General features: G+C 56.2%; 13 protein-coding genes and 1 pseudogene. 5 read left to right on the top strand and 9 right to left on the bottom strand.

Translation table 11 applies throughout. The features are described 5' to 3' along the window. Positions 1 to 196: 196 nt before the first annotated feature. Both htpX and VC35_RS25685 read right to left on the bottom strand, forming a co-directional pair. A complete protein-coding gene (htpX, locus tag VC35_RS25680; protein ID WP_046043402.1) occupies positions 197 to 1,087 on the bottom strand; it encodes a protease HtpX in 891 nt (296 codons plus the stop codon). Positions 1,088 to 1,403: 316 nt separating this feature from the next. Then, the gene (locus VC35_RS25685; RefSeq protein WP_046043403.1) at positions 1,404 to 2,615 is read right to left on the bottom strand and encodes a pyridoxal phosphate-dependent aminotransferase; all 1,212 of its coding nucleotides are present in this window, start codon (positions 2,613 to 2,615) and stop codon (positions 1,404 to 1,406) included. 226 nt (positions 2,616 to 2,841) lie between these two features. On the opposite strand from VC35_RS25685, the gene msrB reads away from it, so the two are divergent. From msrB to VC35_RS25700, 3 genes are all read left to right on the top strand, one after another. Further along, positions 2,842 to 3,237: a peptide-methionine (R)-S-oxide reductase MsrB gene (gene msrB / locus VC35_RS25690; RefSeq protein ID WP_046043423.1), complete on the top strand. Its 396-nt coding sequence runs from the start codon at positions 2,842 to 2,844 to the stop codon at positions 3,235 to 3,237. Positions 3,238 to 3,339: 102 nt separating this feature from the next. Beyond that, on the top strand, positions 3,340 to 3,825 hold the full coding sequence (locus tag VC35_RS25695; RefSeq protein ID WP_046043404.1) for a glutathione peroxidase: 486 nt from the start codon (positions 3,340 to 3,342) through the stop codon (positions 3,823 to 3,825). Further along, positions 3,822 to 4,283, top strand: coding sequence for a MarR family winged helix-turn-helix transcriptional regulator (locus tag VC35_RS25700; RefSeq protein WP_046043405.1), 462 nt, complete (start codon positions 3,822 to 3,824; stop codon positions 4,281 to 4,283). Before VC35_RS25695 ends, VC35_RS25700 begins: the two co-directional genes overlap by 4 nt. Here the strand turns inward: VC35_RS25700 and VC35_RS25705 are convergent. Continuing rightward, entirely contained in the window at positions 4,267 to 6,627 is a 2,361-nt protein-coding gene (locus tag VC35_RS25705) for a hybrid sensor histidine kinase/response regulator (RefSeq protein WP_046043406.1), read from the bottom strand. The two genes, VC35_RS25700 and VC35_RS25705, sit on opposite strands and share 17 nt — an antisense overlap. 123 nt (positions 6,628 to 6,750) lie before the next feature. On the opposite strand from VC35_RS25705, the gene VC35_RS25710 reads away from it, so the two are divergent. Beyond that, positions 6,751 to 7,641 (top strand): ATP-binding protein, encoded by an 891-nt coding sequence (locus VC35_RS25710; RefSeq protein ID WP_046043407.1) that lies wholly within the window; start codon positions 6,751 to 6,753, stop codon positions 7,639 to 7,641. After that, on the top strand, positions 7,638 to 8,120 hold the full coding sequence (locus VC35_RS25715; RefSeq protein WP_046043409.1) for a GAF domain-containing protein: 483 nt from the start codon (positions 7,638 to 7,640) through the stop codon (positions 8,118 to 8,120). Before VC35_RS25710 ends, VC35_RS25715 begins: the two co-directional genes overlap by 4 nt. On the opposite strand, the gene VC35_RS25720 is transcribed toward VC35_RS25715, so the two are convergent. From VC35_RS25720 to VC35_RS25745, 6 genes and pseudogenes are all read right to left on the bottom strand, one after another. Beyond that, positions 8,121 to 11,066, bottom strand: coding sequence for an HD domain-containing phosphohydrolase (locus VC35_RS25720; RefSeq protein ID WP_046043410.1), 2,946 nt, complete (start codon positions 11,064 to 11,066; stop codon positions 8,121 to 8,123). It abuts the gene before it with no gap. A 49-nt stretch (positions 11,067 to 11,115) separates the two neighbouring features. Continuing rightward, positions 11,116 to 14,757, bottom strand: a complete 3,642-nt coding sequence (locus VC35_RS25725; RefSeq protein ID WP_046043412.1) for a transporter substrate-binding domain-containing protein — start codon at positions 14,755 to 14,757, stop codon at positions 11,116 to 11,118. Positions 14,758 to 14,765: 8 nt separating this feature from the next. Then, a pseudogene (locus tag VC35_RS25730) lies at positions 14,766 to 15,083 on the bottom strand (response regulator transcription factor); the annotation flags it as partial. A gap of 334 nt (positions 15,084 to 15,417) precedes the next feature. Then, positions 15,418 to 17,964 (bottom strand): TniQ family protein, encoded by a 2,547-nt coding sequence (locus VC35_RS25735; protein WP_259674446.1) that lies wholly within the window; start codon positions 17,962 to 17,964, stop codon positions 15,418 to 15,420. Continuing rightward, complete coding sequence (locus tag VC35_RS25740; protein ID WP_046043414.1) at positions 17,927 to 18,919, bottom strand: ATP-binding protein; 993 nt, start codon at positions 18,917 to 18,919, stop codon at positions 17,927 to 17,929. Before VC35_RS25740 ends, VC35_RS25735 begins: the two co-directional genes overlap by 38 nt. Continuing rightward, positions 18,909 to 20,801 (bottom strand): integrase catalytic domain-containing protein, encoded by a 1,893-nt coding sequence (locus tag VC35_RS25745; protein WP_046043415.1) that lies wholly within the window; start codon positions 20,799 to 20,801, stop codon positions 18,909 to 18,911. Before VC35_RS25745 ends, VC35_RS25740 begins: the two co-directional genes overlap by 11 nt. Positions 20,802 to 20,804: the final 3 nt, after the last annotated feature.

Consider the following 20,804-nt stretch of genomic DNA (forward strand, 5'->3'; position numbering starts at 1 on the left):
GCTGGCTTTGCTGGCCTCATCGCGAGCGAGCTCGCTCCCACAGTTGATCGGGTTGAACCACAAGATTTTCGGTCGGCCCCAATCCCATGTGGGAGCGAGCCTGCTCGCAAAGGGGCCCTGAAAACATCGAAACATTCCAGCAGACAAAAAAAGGCCCGCATCGCTGCGGGCCTTTTCATTTTTGCTGTGAAGTCTCTTAGCTCCGACGACGAGCCAGAGCGTCGATACGCTCTTCCAGCGGCGGGTGGCTCATGAACATGCGAGCGAACCCTTGCTTGATGCCACCGTTGATGCCGAAGGCGTTCAGGGTGTCGGGCATGTGCACCGGGAGCCCTTGTTCCGCCCGCAGGCGTTGCAGGGCGCCAATCATCGCGGCGGTGCCGGCCAGGTTTGCACCGGCTTCGTCGGCACGGAATTCGCGCTTGCGCGAGAACCACATGACGATGGCGCTGGCCAGGATGCCCAGAACCAGTTCGGCGAAGATGGTCGCCACGTAGTAGGCAATGCCCTGGCCTTCTTCGTTCTTGAAGATCACCTTGTCGACGAAATTGCCGATGATCCGTGCGAAGAACATCACGAAGGTGTTCACCACGCCTTGGATCAACGCCAGGGTAACCATGTCGCCATTGGCTACGTGGCCGATTTCGTGGGCCAGGACGGCTTTCACTTCATCCGGCGAGAAGCGCTCGAGCAAACCCTGGCTGACCGCGACCAATGCGTCGTTCTTGTTCCAGCCGGTGGCGAAGGCGTTCGCCTCGTAGGCCGGGAAGATACCGACTTCGGGCATCTTGATCCCGGCTTCGCGGGACAGTTGCTCGACGGTTTGCAGCAGCCATTGCTCGTGACGGGTGCGTGGCTGGGTGATGATCTGGGTGCTGGTGCTCATCTTCGCCATCCACTTGGAGATGAACAGCGAGAACAAGGAACCTGCGAAACCAAAGACCGCACAGAAGATCAGCAGCTGATTGAGGTTGAGGTCAACCCCATTGGCCGCCATGAACCCGTTGAAGCCGAAAAGGCTCAGGGTGATGCTGGCAATCAGCACGACCGCCAGGTTAGTGGCCAAGAACAGCAGGATGCGCATCATGGTTGTAGAAATCTCCTCAAGCTAAAGATGTAGCGTACTGCGGGGTATATAAGGTGCTGCACCGGGGTATTCAACCGGGTGACTATTTCAAACTGTGTCCTACGGCGACAGTCTAGCTGCTTGCAGGGCATTTCCGACAAGTGTGCGGGAAGTGTTTGTCAGTCAATTCGTGTCGAAGGCCCCGCCTTTGTTAGGCGCGAGCAGGCAAGGTGATATCCGCCAACGGGCAAAGGGGCAGCCAGTGGCGCAATGCAAACAAATGTTGCCGGATGAATCACCGTGCGACGTTCGGTGACGTCGCACGGTGACAGATCGCTTACTGGCGGTAGGACTTGAGGAAGCCGCCGATGCGTCCGATGGCCATCTCCAGGTCATCGACACGGGGCAGGGTCACGACGCGGAAGTGGTCTGGCCATGGCCAGTTGAATGCGGTGCCTTGAACCACCAGCAGTTTCTCGGAGAGCAGCAGGTCGAGGACGAATTTTTCGTCGTTATGGATCGGGCAGACCTTTGGGTCGATCCGCGGGAACGCATACAGCGCGCCCATCGGCTTGACGCAGCTCACGCCCGGAATGTCGTTGAGCAACTCCCAGGTGCGGTTGCGTTGCTCCAGCAGGCGACCCTGGGGCAGCACCAGGTCATTGATGCTCTGATAGCCACCCAGGGCGGTCTGGATCGCATGCTGGCTCGGCACGTTGGCGCAAAGGCGCATGTTCGCCAGTATGTCGATGCCTTCGATGTAGCTCTGGGCATGGTGTTTCGGGCCGGAAATGGCGATCCAGCCGGAACGGAAACCGGCCACGCGATAGGACTTGGACAGACCGTTAAAGGTCAGGCACAGCAGGTCCGGCGCCAGGGAGGCGGTGCAGATGTGCACGGCATCGTCGTAAAGGATCTTGTCGTAGATCTCGTCGGAGAACACTACCAGGTTGTGCTGGCGGGCCAGTTCCAGCATGCCCAGCAGCACTTCCTTGGAATACACCGCGCCGGTCGGGTTGTTCGGGTTGATGATCACCAGGGCCTTGGTGTTCGGGGTGATCTTGGCCTTGATGTCGGCCAGGTCCGGCCACCAGTTGGCTTGCTCGTCGCACAGGTAATGCACCGGATTGCCGCCGGACAGGCTCACGGCTGCGGTCCACAATGGATAGTCCGGCGCCGGCACCAGCACTTCGTCGCCATTGTTGAGCAGGGCCTGCATCGACATCACGATCAGTTCGGAAACGCCGTTGCCCAGGTAGATGTCTTCAATGCCGACGCCTTCCACCTGCTTTTGCTGGTAGTACTGCATGACGGCCTTGCGCGCACTGAACAGGCCCTTGGAATCGCTGTAGCCCTGGGCGGTCGGCAGGTTGCGGATCACGTCCTGGAGGATTTCATCCGGTGCTTCGAAACCAAAGGGCGCCGGGTTGCCGATGTTCAGCTTGAGGATGCGATGGCCTTCCTCTTCCAGGCGCTTGGCGTGCTTGAGCACCGGGCCGCGAATGTCGTAGCAGACGTTGGCGAGCTTGTTCGATTTGCTGACCTGCATGGCGATGTGTTCCCGAAAATGAACGATCCAGACGGCGTTTGGGCAACCGTGCTGGGAATCCTGCGTATTCACACAGGCCTGACGCCTTGAGATGCAGCACCCATATTTCCGTTTGAATGCGCGTGGTCTGGCTGCCAGACTGGCGTTTGACGAGGCGCAATCATACGTGCCGCCCGATCCGTGGAAAAGGTACAGATCGGGCTTTTTCAGCCGCTGAGGTGTGATGATGGAAAAGTTGGAAAAAACCCTGGAAGAATGGAAGGCGATGCTCGACCCAGAGCAGTACAACGTGTGCCGCCTCAAAGGCACCGAACGTCCGTTTTCCGGTAAATACAACGCCACCAAGACCGACGGTATCTACCACTGCATTTGCTGTAGCGAGCCGCTGTTCGACTCCAGGACCAAGTTCGATTCCGGCTGCGGCTGGCCGAGTTTCTACGCGCCGATCGGCGACAGCGCCATGACCGAGATCCGTGATGTCAGCCACGGCATGATCCGCACCGAAGTGGTCTGTGCCAAATGCGACGCGCACCTGGGGCATGTATTCCCTGATGGTCCGCCGCCGACGGGCCTGCGTTATTGCATCAATTCGGTGTGCCTGGACCTGGTACCGCGCGAGTAAGTCCCCGAAGCGATCCGATGATCGCTTTCCCGATATTTAAATTGCACACAATTCAATTGCTCGCTACTTTGTTGATTCTTCCATTCATTCGGAACCTCAAACATGAGCGACAACCTGCTGAGCATCCCTTGCACCACGATCAAGGGTGAGCAAAAAACCCTGGCGGATTTCGCCGGCAAAGCCGTGCTGGTGGTCAACACGGCCAGCAAATGCGGTTTCACTCCGCAGTACAAAGGCCTGGAAGAGTTGTGGCAGACCTACAAGGAACAGGGCCTGGTGGTACTCGGATTTCCCTGCAACCAGTTCGGCAAGCAAGAGCCGGGCAACGAAGGGGCGATCTCCGAATTCTGCGAGCTGAACTTCGGTGTCAGCTTCCCGCTGTTCAAAAAGATCGACGTCAATGGTGCCGACGCCCATCCGCTGTTCGTGCAATTGAAAAAGCGCGCACCGGGGGTGCTGGGTTCCCAGGGCATCAAGTGGAATTTCACCAAGTTCCTGATCGGCAAGGATGGGCAACTGGTCAAGCGCTTCGCTCCGGCGACCAAGCCGCAGGACCTGACCCGCGAGATCGAAGCCCTGCTCAAATGAATACCTTGTCAGTCGATTCCCTGAAGCTCGACAGCCAGCTGTGTTTCAAGCTCTACGCGGCTTCCCGAGCGGTGATTCGCGCCTACAAGCCGATGCTCGATCAGTTGGGCCTGACTTACCCTCAGTACCTGGCGATGCTGGTTTTATGGGAGTGGCAGGAAGCGGCCCCGGAGCAACCGACCGTCAAGGCATTGGGCGAGCGTCTGGCCCTGGATTCCGGCACGCTGACACCCTTGCTCAAGCGCCTGGAACAACTGCAACTGGTGCAGCGTCAGCGTTCGGCACGCGATGAACGTGAAGTGCATCTGAGCCTGTCACCAGCCGGCACGGCCTTGCGCGACCAGGTCGGGCCACTCAAGGCGCGCCTGTTGTGCGACAGCGGGGTCGATCTGAATCGTCTCAACGACTTGCGCGATGGCCTCGATCACCTGTTGGGGCAGATCAAGGCGCTGTCGTAGCGGGGATCCACAGGTCCAGCAGGGCGGCCAGTTCTTCGCGCCGGAAGGGTTTGGCCAGGTAGTCGCTCATGCCCGCGGCACGACAGCGTTCGCGCTCCTCCGACATGGCGTTGGCCGTCAGGGCGACGATGGGCAGTTGGGGCCAGCGTCCGCTGCGGCGGATTTGCCGGCTCGCTTCATAGCCGTCCATCACCGGCATGTTGCAGTCCATCAGCACCAGGTCGAATTCCCGTTGCTCGAGTTGATCCAGGGCCTCTCCACCATGAGCCGCAGTGGTGACTTCGCAACCGAGTTTGCCGAGCATGCCCTTGGCCACCAACTGGTTGACCGGATTATCTTCCACCAACAACACGCGTCCGCGGCGTAGCGGGCATTGCGTGTCGAGCCGGGCCTCATTGATCGGGTGGGTTTGCGGTTGCAGGATCCGCTGCAACGTCTGAAGCAGCGTACTGCGGGCCAAGGGGCGGGCCTGTTGTTGCAGGGGGGCGAGGGCGTTGACCTCTTCGCTGGGCATGAAGTTGCCATAAGCGGTGATCAGCAGGATCGGCGCGCTGAGGGTGGGGCGCAAACTGAACAGGCATTCGGGGCAGTCGGTGATGAGCACGTCGGCTGCCAGGCCAAGCAGTGAGTCATCCATGGAACGCCGTTCATAGTCCAGCCCCCAGCCAGGCAACAGACTGTTGAGCAGCTCGCCCAGCCCGCTGCTGGCGGCCGTGATGGCAATGACTTTGCCCTTGAGCGAAACAGCAGTTGCACGGGTATGGCTGGGCAATGGCAAATCCGCGCAGAACTGGCTGCCAAAGCCCGGCTCGGAGCTGATCGTCAGGCGCCCTTGCATGGCTTCGCAAAGGTTGTAGGTCAGGGCCAGGCCCAGCCCGGTGCCGCCAAACTGGCGGGTAATACCGACACCGGCCTGGGTGAAGGGCTGCAAGATTTTGACCTGGGCATCCAGAGGGATGCCGATGCCGGTGTCGCACACTTCGATTCTGACGCCGTCGCCGAACGTCGACAGGCGCACGTCGACCCGTCCGAAACGGGTGAACTTGAGGGCGTTGGACAGCAGATTACTGACGATCTGCCGCACCCGGGTCGGGTCGCCAAGCACCAGTGCCGGGAAATGCGGATCGATCAGGCAGGTCAGTTCGACGCTGGGGGCGGCGTTCTGCGACAACAGGTTGGCGGTGTCTTCGATCAGCGAACCGAGGTCGAAGGGGATGTGTTCAAGTTCGAGTTGGCCGGCATCGAACTTCGACAAGTCGAGAATATCGTTGAGCAACTCCACCAGCACTTTGCCCGAGTCATGGGCGATCGACAGTTGCTGCTGTTGTTCGGCATTCAACGGCCCGTCGAGGGACAGCGCGATCATCCCGAGCAAGCCATTGAGAGGCGTGCGAATTTCATGGCTCATGTTGGCCAGGAACACCGAGCGGGCATCGGCCATGTCGAGGGCGGTACTGCGGGCGACTTCCAGTTCCTCGTTGGATTGGCTCAGCCGGGTGTTGATCGCCTTGAGTTCGGCGGTGCGGGCCGAGACGATGTTTTCCAGTTGGCCCAGATACTCGGTCAGGCGGTTTTCCGCGTTGCGCCGCTGCTGGATTTCGGTGGCGATGTTCTTGAATTGCTGATTGGCAACCTTGACCAGCACGCCGATCTCATCGTCGGCGTGTACGACGGGACACTCCAGTGAGGTCGGCTCGGTGCTGCTCGGGTCGCGACCGCTGAGTTCACGAATGACCCGCACCAGGGGTTTGGTCAGCATCACATAGAACAGCGCCAGCAGGATGCCGGACAACAGCAGGCTGCGGGCGAAGCCATTGATCAGGGTCACTTCGGCCCGGCGCAGGAACCGGTCGCCGAAGGCGTAAGTGTCGACGTTCAGCCGCAGCGTACCCAGGGATTCGTTGGGTAAATGATCCAGGTAAAGCCGGTCTTCGAACTGTCGGTTGGCGCCGAACAGGAAGTCACTGAGCATCCGGTATCCGTTTTCCACACCGGGTCGCTTGACGTTGGCCAGCACGGTGCCGTTGTTGTCGGTCAGTTTTGCGCCGATGATCGCTGGCGAGCGTAGCAGGCCCTGGGTCAGTTCCTTGGCGAGTTCGGCGTCGATGTTGTAGGCGATTCGCGAGGCCGGATTGTGGCTGATCTCCAGTAATGAAAGGATTTCACGATTGATGGAGGCGTCTTCACTGGCATAATCGATGCCTATTTGCAGCAGGCTGAGCAGCGTGCCCAGAATGAAACCGACCAGCACGGTAAGCCGGGCTTGCTTGAATGACAGCCGGTTGGTGAATTTGATGTCCATGAGGGGGTGAACCACTTCGGTTTCCTTTCGCTGCTCAAGCATAGCCGATCATGCCTGCCTGCTGATGTTCTCGCGAGGCCTGTATTGCGGGGGCAGCCGCTTGTGTGACGCTGTGTTTCGTCGCTGTATCACCATCATTACTGTGAACGTGCCTGAGGAGAAGTCGTGGACTCTCGATTGAATGCTTTTCTTGAACGCGCCGATGCCGTTCTGGCCCGTATCGAGCCGTTGCTGCCGGCGCCACGGCCCGCCATCGACTGGACGCAATGCCTGGCCGCGCGCTGGCAGCGTGAGTCGCGCGGCGGTTATCTGATGCCGCTGGAAGTCAGCCTCGACATGCGTTTGTCGGATCTGATCGGCGTCGACCGGCAAGTCGAGCAACTTGGGCGCAATACCCAACAGTTTCTCGACGGCATGCCGGCCAACCACGCCTTGCTCTGGGGCTCGCGCGGCACCGGCAAGTCGTCGCTGGTGCGCGCCTTGCTGGCTGAGCACGCTCAAGCCGGTTTGCGCTTGATCGAGATTGAACGTGATCACCTGGCAGACCTGCCGCGAGTGGTCGAACAGATCGGCAAGCTGCCCCAGCGTTTCGTGCTGTTTTGCGATGACCTCTCGTTCGAGTCGGGCGAAGGTGATTACCGGGTGCTCAAGAGCGTCCTCGACGGCTCGCTGGAACAGGCTCCGGACAATGTTTTGCTGTACGCCACGTCCAACCGTCGCCACCTGGTGCCGGAAAAGGAAAGTGACAATGAAAACTGGAAACGGGTCGACGGCGAACTGCATCCGAGCGAGGCGGTGGAAGACAAGATCGCGCTGTCGGACCGTTTCGGTTTGTGGCTGTCGTTCTATCCGTTTACCCAGGAACACTTCCTAGACGTCGTCGAACACTGGATCGGCCAGTTGGCCGGCAAGGCCGGATTGGCCTGGCAGCGCAGCGAAGAGCTGGACATTCTGGCGGTACGCTGGGCCACCGGCCGAGGCAATCGCAATGGGCGTTGCGCCTATCAATTTGCCCGTTATTGGGTCGGGCTGAAACTGTTGGAGCACAAGGCATGATCGATTTACAAAAAAGCGGCCAGGGCCTCGAAGGCTACGGAATGCTGCACGCACAGCTGGAATCATTGCTGGCGGACGAGCGGGACTTCATCGCCAATGCCGCACAGTTTTCGGCGTTTCTGTTCAACCAACTCGATGACTTGAATTGGGCCGGTTTCTACCTCAATCGTAATGAGGAACTGGTGCTGGGCCCGTTTCAGGGGCAGATCGCTTGCGTGCGGATTCCGTTCGGTCGTGGCGTTTGCGGGGCGGCGGCAGCTACCCTGCAGACTCAACGAGTCGAAGATGTGCATGCGTTCCCCGGTCACATTGCCTGCGACAGCGCCTCGAACAGCGAACTGGTGGTGCCGCTGGTCAAGGACGGCATATTGATCGGTGTGCTCGACCTCGACAGTCCGAAACTCGCGCGTTTCACCGCGCAGGACCAGGCCGGGATCGAACAGCTGGCGGCGATTTTCCTGCGCCTGACCGACTGCTGATCAAGACGCCAGGCCGGCCTTGGCCAGTAGGCCCGAGGCGTCCACCGTATCGATCTGCCCGGGGTCGAGGAAGCGCCTGGCGTACTGCAAATAGATCTGTGCCTTGATGAACAGCCCGAACAGTTCCGGGTCGATGTGGGCATCACGGCACATGAACGCCATGATGCCCAGCGCCTCGCTCAGGGTCTTGGCTTTTTTGTAGGGGCGGTCGGCGGCCGTCAAGGCTTCGAAAATATCGGCAATCGCCATCATCCGCGCTGGCAGGCTCATTTCTTCTCGCTTCAAGCGTTTCGGATATCCGCTGCCGTCCATTTTTTCGTGGTGCCCGCCGGCTATTTCCGCGACGTTGCGCAAGTGCTCGGGGAACGGCAGATGGTTGAGCATCAGAATCGTCTGAACGATGTGGTTATTGATGACATAGCGCTCCTCGCCGGTCAGTGTGCCCCGGACAATGCTCAGGTTGTACAGCTCGCCCCGGTTGTATTTGTGGGGCGGAACGTCGAGTTTGAAGGCCAGGGGATTGTCTTGCGGTATCACTTCGTTTTCGCTGCGTTCGAACAGGTGCTCGGGTTTGTCCGCCAGTAACGGTTCGCTGACGGGCAGGGTGGGGGCGGGCGTTCGGGCCTGACGCCGGTTTTCTTCCCAGGACACGCCCAGCCGGTCATCCAGGGTCCGGGTCCAAGTGCGTTCAGCCAGACTGCGCAGGCGTTGCAGATCTGCGTCGGCCATGGTTTCGCCACCGAGATTGCAATGGGCCACGAAGGCGAAATCATTATCCAGTCCGGCCAGGCTGGCATTGCGTAATTCTGCCAGCGCTTGTTCGTCACCGCCCAGGGCAATGGCCTGCCAGTAGCTGATCCAGGCATCGCGCTTGAGTACCTCGAAACGGGTACGGATTTCATGGATGCGATCGGTCAGGGTTTCCAGTTTCGTGGCTTTGTCGACGACGTATTCCGGGGTGGTGATCTTGCCGCAATCGTGCAGCCAGGCGGCGATGTGCAGTGCCTCCCATTCATCTTCGGTCGGCTGATAGGCGCTGAAGGCGGGCTCCTGGCTGTTTGCCGCCGCCTGGGCAAGCATCAGGGTCAGTTCCGGCACGCGCTGGCAATGGCCGCCGGTGTAGGGGCTTTTGGCGTCGATGGCGCCGGCCAGCAGTTGAATGAAGGCGTCCAGCAGCTGTTTTTGCCGGGCTTGCAGGCGCTGGCTTTCGATACATACGGCGGCCGCGCCGGACACCGCCTGGAGAAACGCGATGCGGTCCGGCCGCAGTTTGTCCAGATCACTCTGCTCGCCACTGTCGGCCAACAGCAACACCTGCAGACCTACGGTTTCGTTGTGGCGATTGTGCAGGCGGATCCCGATCAGATGGACCCGGGGACTTTCCAGCGCGAGCAGGATTTTCTGCAGATCACCCGCCTGCTCGAAACCCAGGTTGCTGACGACAGTGTCGACGTTGGCCAACTGGCTCAGCCATGGGGGGCTTTGCGGGTTATTGAGCGAGTGTCCGCGGATGTCGAAGGCTTGCAGGTTTTCGGCGGTGTTATTGATGACCAGTCCGTGGGGTTCCATGTGCTCGCCGTCACCTTCGCGCAGGTAGATCAGGCCGGCCTGGGCCTGACCGATTTTCACGGTTTCAAACAACACCCGTTCCAGCAGCGGGGCGAAACGGGTTTCGGCACTGAGGCTGTCTGTGATCTGGAAGAAACTCGCCAGGGTGTCTTTCATCCGAGCCATCGACACACTCAACTGGTCGACTTCGAGCACCGGCGAGCGACGGGAAAGTGGAAAATTGAAGTCGAAACTGCGAATCGCATCGGCCTCCTGCACCAGGGCGCGTAAGGGTTTGACCAGGATTCTTGACGTCAGCCAACCCAGCGGTACGCATAACAGCAGGGTTGCCAGGGTAATGAGCGCACCTTGCCAGCGCATCCGGTACGCGTCGACGAGCAACTCGTCTTCCGGTACCAGTAGCGCCAGTTGCAGGCCTTGGGGGCCGCCTTCCTGCATGCTGCTGCGGGCCACGATCCACTGCCGGCCGCTGGCGTTCAGGCGACTGCCCTGAGGGGGGCTGTTGAGCAGCGCACCCAGGCTGGGGCTCAGGTCCGCCGCCTTGATCAGGCGGGACGTCTGATCATCGATGATCAGCCTGTGGCTGTCGGGGTAGGCAATGGCATTGCCTTCGGCATCGAACAGCACGATTTCGGTATTGGGGGTCACGACGTGCTTGGCCAGGGTCGCGCTGAGTTCGGCCAGGGTCAGGTCAGCGGCCAGGATTGCCTTGGCGCCGCTGCGTCGCGCCAGCGTCGTGCCGATGTTGTGAGTGGAAAAGAAGATATAGGGTTCGGTGGTGATCTGGTCATTGTCTCCGTGGGCGCTGGTAAACCAGGTGCGATTGCGTGGGTCGTACGTGTCGTTCAGGTTGTCCTGACGGCTGACAAGTGCCAGGTTCCGGTCGAAAAACAACGACTGGGAGTGGGCCTGGCCGCTGCTGTCGTGCTCGATGCTCCAGACTTGGTAAACCGCCGTGTCCGGTGCCTTGACCAGGGCTTTGACCGCTGGAGTGCGCAGCGGGCGGACCATGAAAAAGTCACCATTGTCGTAGCCCAGGTATAGCGAAGCCAGGTTGGGGTTGTCCTCGAGTGACTGGCTGAACGGTTCGAGCAGTGCCAGGCGCTGTTCCAGATCAGGGGACTGGCCCGCCGGATTGAGTGCCAGCAGGCTCAACAGATGACGAATGGGGTCATAGGTCGCGTGCAGGTCCAGCCGGACATCCTGCTCAATGCGGTTGAAGAGTTTTTCGCTGCCGGACAAGATGATCTGTGTGGTTTGCCGGTAGTTGAAAAGCCCCAGCACCGCCCCGGTCAGCAACAACAAAAAGGTGAACATCACGCTGATATGGACATGCAGCGGAAATCTTCGTGGATCCGTGCGCAGTGGGTCAGGCATTGCGGGTTTCTCCATGATGGTCAACACACTGCCGAGGGACCAAGCATAGTTAAGGCTCTGGCATTTTGCTTTCGTCGTAATGTTCGATCTGACGTAGCAACGCGTCCTCCAGCTCAAGCATGGCGCGCTCCATGGATTTGCAGCATCCAGCTACTTCTTCGCGATCGAAATCCTCATGGCAGGCGGCTTCGAGTGCCTCGCAACGGTCGATCAGGCGGGTGGCTTGTACTATCCGGGCCGCGCCTTTGATTTTGTGGGCAATGTCCAGCAGCGCCTGGGTATCCCCGGAGCTGGATAACGACAACAGCGTTGGCAGATCCTGGCGGTTGCTGTTCACCAGCTCGTTCAGCAATCGTCGGTTCAACATCGGGTTGCCCCCGGTCAGCAGTTTCAACCCGTGAAGGCTGAACGCCGGGGTTGCATGGGTTGGTTCAATGCTTTGCACCCATTGACTCAAGGCCCCGAGGCTGAGAGGTTTGAACAGGCAGTCGTCCATTCCGGCCTGTTTGCAGCGTTGTATTTCTTCCGGTTGGGCATTGGCGGTAAAGCCGAGAACGGTGCAGGGAGGACGATGGAGTTGTCGCTCATGCTGGCGAATGGCACGGCTCAGCTCATAACCGCTCATGACTGGCATGTTGCAATCGGCGATCACCAGATCAAAAGGCTGGTCCTTCCATGCCTCCAATCCCTCCTGTCCATCGGCCGCGACAGTGAAGCGATGCCCAAGAAACTCCAGTTGCTGGCAAGTGAGCAATCGATTGGCCGAGTGATCGTCGACTACCAGAACATTCAATGGGGTTGTGGCGACGACGATTTGGGTTTCGACCACTTGGGCTGACTGTTGCAACGGCAACGTTTCCAGCTGCAACAACACCTCCACTTGGGTGCCGATGCCCGGCTCGCTGCGTAATTGCAGGCTACCGCCCATCATCTCGCAGAGATTGCGGCTGATCACCAGCCCCAGCCCTGCGCCTCCCCTGGCCGATTGCATGGCGTGGTCGGCCTGAGCGAAGGGTTCGAACAGGCGTTGTTGATCCTGTTCGCTGATCCCGATACCACTGTCGTGAACCTGCACCCGCATATGCACACGCTCAGGTTGCGTTGCCGGGTGCAGGTCGACAATGACCCGGACCTGGCCTTGCTCGGTAAACTTGATGGCATTGCTGATCAGGTTGGACAACACCTGTTTGAAGCGCAATGGGTCCAGCAACACATCGAAAGTCGGGTTCGCCGATGAAAACTCCAGCACTAGCTCGAGTTCCTTCTGTCGGGCCAGACCTTCGAAAATCCGCACGACCGAGGTCACAAGTTCACCCGGATCAACCCGCTCCGGGCTCAGGCTCAAGCGTCCTGATTCGATTCTGGCGATGTCGAGAATGTCGCCGATCAATTCCAGCAACCCTTTCGCCGAGTTGTACGCGACATCAATGGCCGCACGCTCCGGGTGCTGATGATCAAGACGCTTGAGTGTCAGTTCAAGCATGCCGATGATTGCATTCATCGGCGTGCGGATCTCATGGCTCATCGTGGCCAGAAACGTGCTTTTGGCCCGGTTGGCGTTATCGGCGCGTTCTTTCGCGCAGCGCAGATCATCGAGCAGTTGCCGCCGCTCGCTGATGTCGATCCAGCCACCGATAATGCCTTGCACTTTTGCGCTGGAGTCCCGATAGGGAAGAATCCAGTGATAGATCGTCAGCCGCCGGCCACCAATGTGCAGCTCGCGATCGACGATCAACGGTCTGCCCTCGGCCACCACGCGTTGGTAGTCGGCCTGGTACTCTCGGGCTTCAAACACATTGCTCATCGATCCCTGCATGACGCTTTTGCCGATGACATCTTCACGCCGGGCGCAGAACGCTTGCAGGTAACTGTCGTTGCAACTTTGCAGCAGCCCCTGGCGGTCACGTACGTAGATCGGATGGGGCGTGCCATTGACCAGCGATCGCATGAATTCGAACTGATCGTTCAGCGCACGCTCGGCGGCCTTGCGCTGCTTGATCTGGCGTCGCATGTAGTCGTTCCACGCAACGGAAATCAGCAACAGCACGCCGGCACCGATGACAATTTGGTAGAACAGTCTTTGATAGTTGCGCCAGGTGCTTTGCGAGGACGCAGAATAGCCGCGCCAGCGACTGTTGATAATGCCCAGCTCTTCCGGCGAGATGCTCAGCAGCGCCTTGTCGAGAATGGCGTTCAGCTCTTTGGCGCCCAGAGCGGTAGCAAGGGAAAACGCCGCCTGCTCGGTACCGATGGTGGTGCTGATTTGCAATGTGTGCTCGAACAGCCGCGAGGAAATGAAGTAATTGGCAATGACCAATGAGTTCACCGCGCCCTCTGCCTGGCCTTCGGCGAGTAATTCTACGGCGCTGAAGGTGTCCGGCGTTTCGATCAACTTGATCCTGGGAAACTCACCGCGCAGGTAATCCATGAGTGGATTGCCGCGGGCAATGGCCAGGCGCTTGTCCTGTAACTGCGCGAGGTTGGTCGGGCTGTCAGCGGCTTTGCGGGTCAGCAGGACGTAGGAATTTTCCAGAAAGGGGCGGGTAAAGTTCAGCTGGGTTTGGCGTTGGGCGCTGGGGAGCAACGCAGCGATCACATCTACCTTGTTGTCCTTGATCTGTTTGATCATCTCGTCATCGCTTCGACTGCTCCGGATATCGAAGCGCAAGCCGGTACGCAGCCTGATCAGCTCAAGCAAATCCGCGGTGACCCCACGAAAATTGCCATTGCTATCGAAAAAGGTCAGTGGCGCAAAGGCTTCGTTGACGACAACTCGCACAATCGGGTGGTGGCTCAGCCAGCGCTCTTCCCGGTCAGTGAGTTGCAGCTTTTGATCGGTCAGCAGAATGTCGCTGCCGGCGCTCCAGCGTTTGGCGATGTTTTCTCGTTCACTGGAGGGGATGGCAGTGATCATCGCGTTGATGATGCCAAGCAGCTCGGGGTTGTTGCGGTTGACGGCGAAGCTGAAACCAAAGGCTTCATGTTTGCCGAAGTTGGCCATGCGGATGTTGTTCAGGTACCCCTTGTTGATCATGTAGTGAGTTGAAATGGTGTCACCGAGAAACACGTCCGCCTGATCGAAAGCAACGGCATTGATAGCATTCTGGTAGGACGGATAGGACGTGATGATCGCCTTCGGGTACAACGCCTTGACTTCCGCCAGCGGCAAGTAGTGATACACCATGCTCAGGCGCAATCCGGCCAGGCCATCGGTGAGGGATCGGGTTTCCCCTTCGCGGGTCACCAATACGGGTTGGTCGACGGCATAGGGTATGGACAGTGCAATGTCGGCATTGCCAGCTTCGAATCCATTGGCGGTGCCAAGCAGATCGACTTCGCCGTTCTCCAGCGCAGCGATCGCGGCCCCTCGGGAATCGAAACGCCGAACCGTGACGGGCAGACCGGTTACTTTCCCCAGGAGACCGGCGTAATCGGCGGTAAACCCTTCATAGTCCCGACCACTGGTGGTCAGGTCGAATGGGGGATAGTCCGGGGCCGACGTACCGAGCGTCAGTTGTTTTTTTTGTGTTATCCATTGTTGCTGGGATTCATCCAGCCGAACCTCCAGCGCTCCGACCTTCGAGCGGCTGAGCAACGTGTAGTTTTCATTGCCCGGTGCCCCGAGCAACGAGGTGCTCACGCATAGACCTGCGGTCAGTTGAATCAGATAGACCTTCAAACGGCTGGGCATCCAGGTTCTCACACGAGTGCGTTACGTTTTGCCATCTCGATTAGTTCAACCAGGGATTTGGCTTTGAGTTTCTGCATGAGGCGCTTTTTGTAGGTGCTCACGGTCTTGTTGCTCAGGAACATGCCCTTGGCGATTTCCTTGTTTGTGCGACCTTGGGCAAAAAGTTGCAAGACCATTAGTTCCCGGTCATTTACCGATTTGAACAGTTCCAGTTCGATACAGCGTGTTTCATCTCCGCGGATGGGGTTCAGCGCCTCGCTCGGGAAATAGTTGTAACCTGCAAATACCGCTTTTATGGCGCTGACCAGTTCACTGATGTCCTCTCGATCAATTTCTGTTCAGGTTGATATGGTTGACTGTGGTTGGTGCGAAACTCATGAAGCCTTGAAATGCATGTTTTCAAAAAAAATAATACTGATGAATATTGTTAGGCGAAAACTTATACGAGTGAAAGTGCTGTCGGGTGACCGTAGGAGGTTCACGGCTTAATACTGCCCAGTGACCGAGTTAGTCCTATGTGGGTAAAGTTAAAAATGGCAGGGGCGTGGCGAGCAGAGATCGGGTGCGAATGGCTTGAAGAAGTGTCGTGGTTGGAGATCGATGTGATGTTGGGAGAGGATAGTGATACCCTGCTCGATTGAGTATTAAATGCGCTTGTGATTATTTGAGTTTGAGATAAGAACTTACGGGGTGGTTGATAAGGTAATACGATATCATGTCCCGCTGTATTAATGGTTTGGCGATAAAGTTGGATAGGTGTTCTCCTATCAGAATGCTTCTTCTAATCAAGCATCGACTAGTTCCGGAGTTGTTGAAAATCAATCTGTCGGCCATTGCGCAGGTGATGTGCGAAGCGAGGATGTGTTGGCACTTATCAAAATCTTTTCTATTTAGGTATTTTTCCTTCTCATGTCTGATTAGTGACACAAAGCCTTTCTTTAGAAACGTGTCATAAAAATCGTTGTAGCTGATTCGGAATTGTTCAAGGGCAACGCTGAGCAATATGCAATCGGGCGGGAGAGTTGGTACATTAGGGCGGAAAAAATGTGCCGCTTTTTTTATTTTGGTTAAAATAGGGGGATCAATTGGTGTCTCTGAATTTAGATACGAGAGTATGTCGGCGCTGCTTCGATAGAATTCCGCCGTATTGGTCCTGGGTGGTATTTCTTTGGTGTAATATTTGTACAGCTTCTCGATAAGTCTAGGGGTTGGTCTTAACGGAAAGCCCATTGGGGCCAGCAGTGTTTCAATAATCGAAAATTTCTTCCGAAACAGATCCAGAACGCTGGGCCGAAAATAAAACGATGACTTACCCGCTACGTGAGAGAGTACATTGCGATAGGCCAGGGCTCTAAGGGTGTGTTCGGAAACTTGTGCACGTTTAGCGGCTATAGTAATGCTCAGGTAATTTTGATTTTCCGTAGGCTTTTCTGTGCTTAGGTGAATGGCAAACTTTGAAATTTCTTTTTTTCTATAGATGGCAGTGGTTCGGGATTGTGTTGTGGCGGGAAAGATTAGTGGCTGGATGCCAAAAAACTGCAGCACATCGGCCAGGCGGTTTACAGAAATTTTCAGAATTTTGCTTGTGGTTTTGCTAATTAAGTATTTTTGTTTGAATTTTTGTATTTCCGTTTTAGGAATGTAGATTTTTTTCAAGGATATGTAACAATGTTTCAAGTAATGCCACTTTATGAGCTCATGAACGGCTGCTTTTTCAATTCGAAGTGATTTCGCGGTCTGCGCATAGCTCAGGAATTTTGCGAAAAAAACTGGATCAGCTGGGAGGTTTGGTAGAATTAGCGGAAACGCTTCCGTGGCTCGTGATTTTTTGTGTGCCAACGTTAGCTTGATTGACTGGATGTCTTCTGAGGTAAATAGCCAGTACGACCAGTGGAGTTCGGCATTGTAGCTGGGTTCAACTTGGGATTCGAGAATGGCTTTGCGGATTTTTATGACTTTAACGCCGCAGGTTGCTGCAATGTAGTGCGGAGGTTGGAGTCGATCGAGTAGGCAATCCACGTCAGCTGGAAGAAAAAATTTCCTGCCCTTCTTGCCGCAATAGAATGGCAATAAACCATCTCTGGAATAAGTTTGTACGACGTTCGGTTTTACATTTAGCCGCCTTGCGACCTCTTTGGTAGTCCACATCTCTGACTGTGCGATGGGTAAACGTCCAGCACTCTTGGCGTGATATTCTTCAAGCGCTAGAGATAATGCAAAAATGTCATCATTGGTAAAGAATTTTCTCGTTGCGTTAACGCTTTGGCATATCCCGCTTATGCTCGCGAAGCGTAAGCCCTCCGCTTGCATTTTTCGTCTGGCTTGTCCGGCCGTTAATAGAAAAGGTGTATCGCTCTGGATGCTGTCCTGAGAAAACGATGTCCTTTTCATGAAGGCATTTATAGCTTCATTCACTTCAGGGCTCTTGAAACCTGAGAAACGGGCGGCTATCCAAGACTTATCGATATCGGGATATATGCTATGTAACGCTGATAGGTGTTGCAGAATTCCGTGCGCATCATTATTCGCAATGAGCATAGCTGCTTCATTAATCTGGCAGCGGCTGGCCTCGGGGGCGGTAGGTTTTTTTTGCATAACACTTCCCAAATTGCGAGCAATTCTCATAACCTTGTCAAGGTAAGCTTGATTGTGGGTCTTCAAACTCTGTACAAGATATTGCTCATGCCTACAGTCTTGGGCAGTGCAGGGAGCACACTTAAGGACAACCCCACAGTAGTGACATTTGCCATGTAGAGCATGCCACCACTTAAAATCTCCACCGCATGCGGGGCAGTGCGCCAAGTATTTTTTCTGGTGATATGGGCAAAATTCTGCAAGTTTTATGTCTTGAATTTGGCGTTGCCAGCCCTCTTCGAAACAGCCGTCACAATACACAAAAGAACGTAACCTTAGATAAATGCTAGGTGTTTCAATTCCGCTGACCAACAAATTCATCGTCTGGGCGCGGTTTACAGTTTTGTAAAATCCACTGAGTACTGCGGGGGCATAGGTCCCCGCCTCTTCTGCTAAAAATTGAGCGATCGCTGATGACTGGGTTACTGCAATGTGTTGTACAGCTGATTCACCCACGCAGTGGCTACTGAATTGACCAATCGTGTGAAATCCATGAAACAGTGTTACCCGTCTGATCAAGCTGTATGGGCTTTCTTCAGCGAGCGGAATTGGTACGAAGATTAGCTTGTTCATTGGTGTACGCCGTTATCAACGCTAGACACTCACTCAGCGTCAAAGTGAATGGATTGGTTGTCTCACTGAGCTGTTTGGGGAGATTCAGGCATTGGCAGGCCTCGAAGAAGTCCTGGCGGGTGAGAGTAGTTGAGTTACGGGTTAAGGCACAGATAACCGCTTCGTGCACGATTTGTCGAAGGTATTCCAGGCTTCCTACGCTCGCAACGTAAAGCGGCGCCATGATCATCAGATCGTGGAGATGAACATCGCCTTCGAACTTCATTAGCTTAAATAACTGCTGATCAAGAACCTTAAGCGTCATGTAGTACTCAGAGGTTTCGAGCTCGCTGAACTTGAAATGCTCCAGATACGCGACGTAGCAGTATCTTCTGATGAACGGTGAAAAACTTTGTTTTTTCTGTTCCTTAAGCAGAAGTTTGCACTCTTCGGTGCCTGCCAGCATGATGGGGATCTCACTCTTGCTCAGTAGTGTTACCAGCCAATCCAAGGTCACGCCGCGTGATTTCTCCGCTTCCGGTTTCAACAAGCGCTGGATTTCGTCCAAGATTATGACTCTGACCCGGCATTTTTTTAGACGATCTAGGAGTAGTTCGTTAAGCGCATGCACGTCGCCGTGCGGCGGGTAAACACCAAGCGCTTTGAGTAACGTGGTGCAAATCCCCTTGATCGTCACCGGAGCGGGTACGATGCAGTAGAGCGCGGTTATAATTTTGAATATGCCGTCTTTATCGCACTCTATATACGGCGGATTAAAGGTATCGGTGAACAGCTCGCACAGACGAGATTTTCCGGAGCCGGACGGCCCGATGATGAAGGCGCAGCTTGCCGTTTTACGTATTTCAGTGGCTTCCACGGCTTTGGAAAGCTGGGAGTAGGCGAACTGATAGCTGGGAAAGAACACGGTCTGTTTATTGAATTCGACCATGGCTTGAGCTTTCGATTCATCGAGCATGTTTGGTCACCACGCTCGCATAATTCGGTGGGGTATCAGGATGGAATTGATAACGTCTGTTGCTGTCATCCTCCCGAGCCACTGAAGGGGCGGGCAAGCTCGGCCAAGCGTTGAAGTCGCCACGCTCCTCCGCGCGTTTCCTTGTTTTCCATTCAGTTTTGGTTTTCGCGTTGGCCAGTTCTCGTAATATCTGAACCCGCGCCTCGCGTGCGGCACTGTAGTTTGGTGATTGCTTTCTGGCTCTGAGCCGGGCCTTGATCATTTCGTGAAGGTGCATGGTCAAACCCTTTTGATAATCGGGATCAACCGCCATGACTTCGAAGAGTTCGCTTGGCGAATTAGGGTCGCAGACCCAGGCCTTGCCCAGTTCGGAAATGTCATAGAGCAGCCGCAGCGACCTAGGTTTGCCGGAATACTGGGTGGCCAGATAACTCACTGCTGGGCCCGTCCAGGCGAGTCCTTGGAAGCGCAACCGGCCATTGTTGGGTTTGACGTAAGCGACACACAGCAGATGGCGATTAAGGTCTTCCTCGCTGTACCTTTTCCGTTCGAACGCGAGAGTATTGGCCTGGTCCTCGTCCCAGGCTTCCAGGGGTGATTTGCCCAAGCCATCTTGGAATCCTGGATGGTATGCAGTAGCGAGCCAATCTTCGAAATTTTTCATGACGTCCTCCAAGGTGAGGGTGGCATTGGCTTCGGAGTCATAAGGATTTGGCCCCGAGAATGTCGTACCGGGCATGCAATGGGCGATGGATGTGGTCCATGTCTTGAAGAAACTTTCGATGTGCGGTTTTTGATCTGGATTACCCGGTTCACAGTAGGTCACGTCACTGCCAAGGTCCTGAAGGACGCTTTTCAAACGGGCATTGGCGAATTCGCTTCCATTGTCGAGACGATAGCGGCGAGCCAGTCCTCCATAGGGATTACTACTCAACAGTGAATGTTTCAGCGCGCGCATCGTCTTTTCGGTGCTGGGCGGGTTGTAGGAGATGTCCCATCCTGTGATTACCCTGTTTCTCACTTCAATCAGCGCAGTCAAGTAAAGGCGTCCGGTCAAGTGGCCGTTCTCATCGACGGTTTCCACATCGAGTTCATGCGTATCGCCTTCGACGAGGTTGAAGAGCTCCAATGGCCGCCTACATTTTTTACTCCATTTTTGCCTTTTGATGGCTCGACGATAACCGAGCTGATGGCGGTCGGTCTCGTACCGGTCCAATTCTGTAATGATTCGGTACAGCGTACTGGTCGACGGACAGGCAAGCTGATCGTGTGGAGGCCGTTTTTCGTTGCAGGCGTTAATTGAGCATTGGATGGCACTAATAAGGTCGGTTTTCTTGCACGGCGTAGGCTTAAAGAACAATTGAGCCAAATTGAGCTGGATGAGTTCTTGCACAACCTCTGGCTGCCTGAAAACACGCCGGGTTGGCGAATTCCGGGTTCGCGGGACGAGAGCGAGCTTATTTTCGCCCATGCTCAGGTAGGCTCTTATCCACAGGTAAAGGGCACCGTAGCTCGGCCTCGCTTCGCCCCTCTGCGCGGCAATTTCGGAGAGCAAAGTCAGCACCGGCTGGCGAGGCAGACGGCCGCCCCAGCGCTCCAACACGGGTAGTACATAAGCCAGCCGTTGAGCCATGATGTTCTGCTGGCGTGCATTCAATGCGTCGACGATCAGGTCCACCCGCGGAGCAAACGGTGCCTCCTGGGTTTTGACCAAGGTGCCATTCCGCCAGGCGCGCACCAGGCGCTCATACGACTGAATCACGATTTGCTTGCTGAATTTCAGCGAGCGCAGCTGATAGCGATTGCCTTGGGCCGCGACCACCTGGTAATCGGAACCGCAATATTGGTAATGCTCGCCGACATTGAGCTCCAGAGTGTTCATCAC

Origin of the sequence: Pseudomonas fluorescens, assembly GCF_000967965.1 — a bacterium.
GTDB classification, from domain to species: Bacteria; Pseudomonadota; Gammaproteobacteria; order Pseudomonadales; family Pseudomonadaceae; genus Aquipseudomonas; species Aquipseudomonas grandcourensis.

Excerpts from the sequence above, each read along its gene's own strand:
- htpX (WP_046043402.1), bottom strand. The coding sequence starts at position 1,087 with ATGATGCGCATCCTGCTGTTCTTGGCCACTAACCTGGCGGTCGTGCTG.
- VC35_RS25685 (WP_046043403.1), bottom strand. The coding sequence starts at position 2,615 with ATGCAGGTCAGCAAATCGAACAAGCTCGCCAACGTCTGCTACGACATT.
- msrB (WP_046043423.1), top strand. The coding sequence starts at position 2,842 with ATGGAAAAGTTGGAAAAAACCCTGGAAGAATGGAAGGCGATGCTCGAC.
- VC35_RS25695 (WP_046043404.1), top strand. The coding sequence starts at position 3,340 with ATGAGCGACAACCTGCTGAGCATCCCTTGCACCACGATCAAGGGTGAG.
- VC35_RS25700 (WP_046043405.1), top strand. The coding sequence starts at position 3,822 with ATGAATACCTTGTCAGTCGATTCCCTGAAGCTCGACAGCCAGCTGTGT.
- VC35_RS25705 (WP_046043406.1), bottom strand. The coding sequence starts at position 6,627 with ATGCTTGAGCAGCGAAAGGAAACCGAAGTGGTTCACCCCCTCATGGAC.
- VC35_RS25715 (WP_046043409.1), top strand. The coding sequence starts at position 7,638 with ATGATCGATTTACAAAAAAGCGGCCAGGGCCTCGAAGGCTACGGAATG.
- VC35_RS25720 (WP_046043410.1), bottom strand. The coding sequence starts at position 11,066 with ATGCCTGACCCACTGCGCACGGATCCACGAAGATTTCCGCTGCATGTC.
- VC35_RS25725 (WP_046043412.1), bottom strand. The coding sequence starts at position 14,757 with ATGCCCAGCCGTTTGAAGGTCTATCTGATTCAACTGACCGCAGGTCTA.
- VC35_RS25735 (WP_259674446.1), bottom strand. The coding sequence starts at position 17,964 with ATGAACAAGCTAATCTTCGTACCAATTCCGCTCGCTGAAGAAAGCCCA.
- VC35_RS25740 (WP_046043414.1), bottom strand. The coding sequence starts at position 18,919 with ATGCTCGATGAATCGAAAGCTCAAGCCATGGTCGAATTCAATAAACAG.
- VC35_RS25745 (WP_046043415.1), bottom strand. The coding sequence starts at position 20,801 with ATGAACACTCTGGAGCTCAATGTCGGCGAGCATTACCAATATTGCGGT.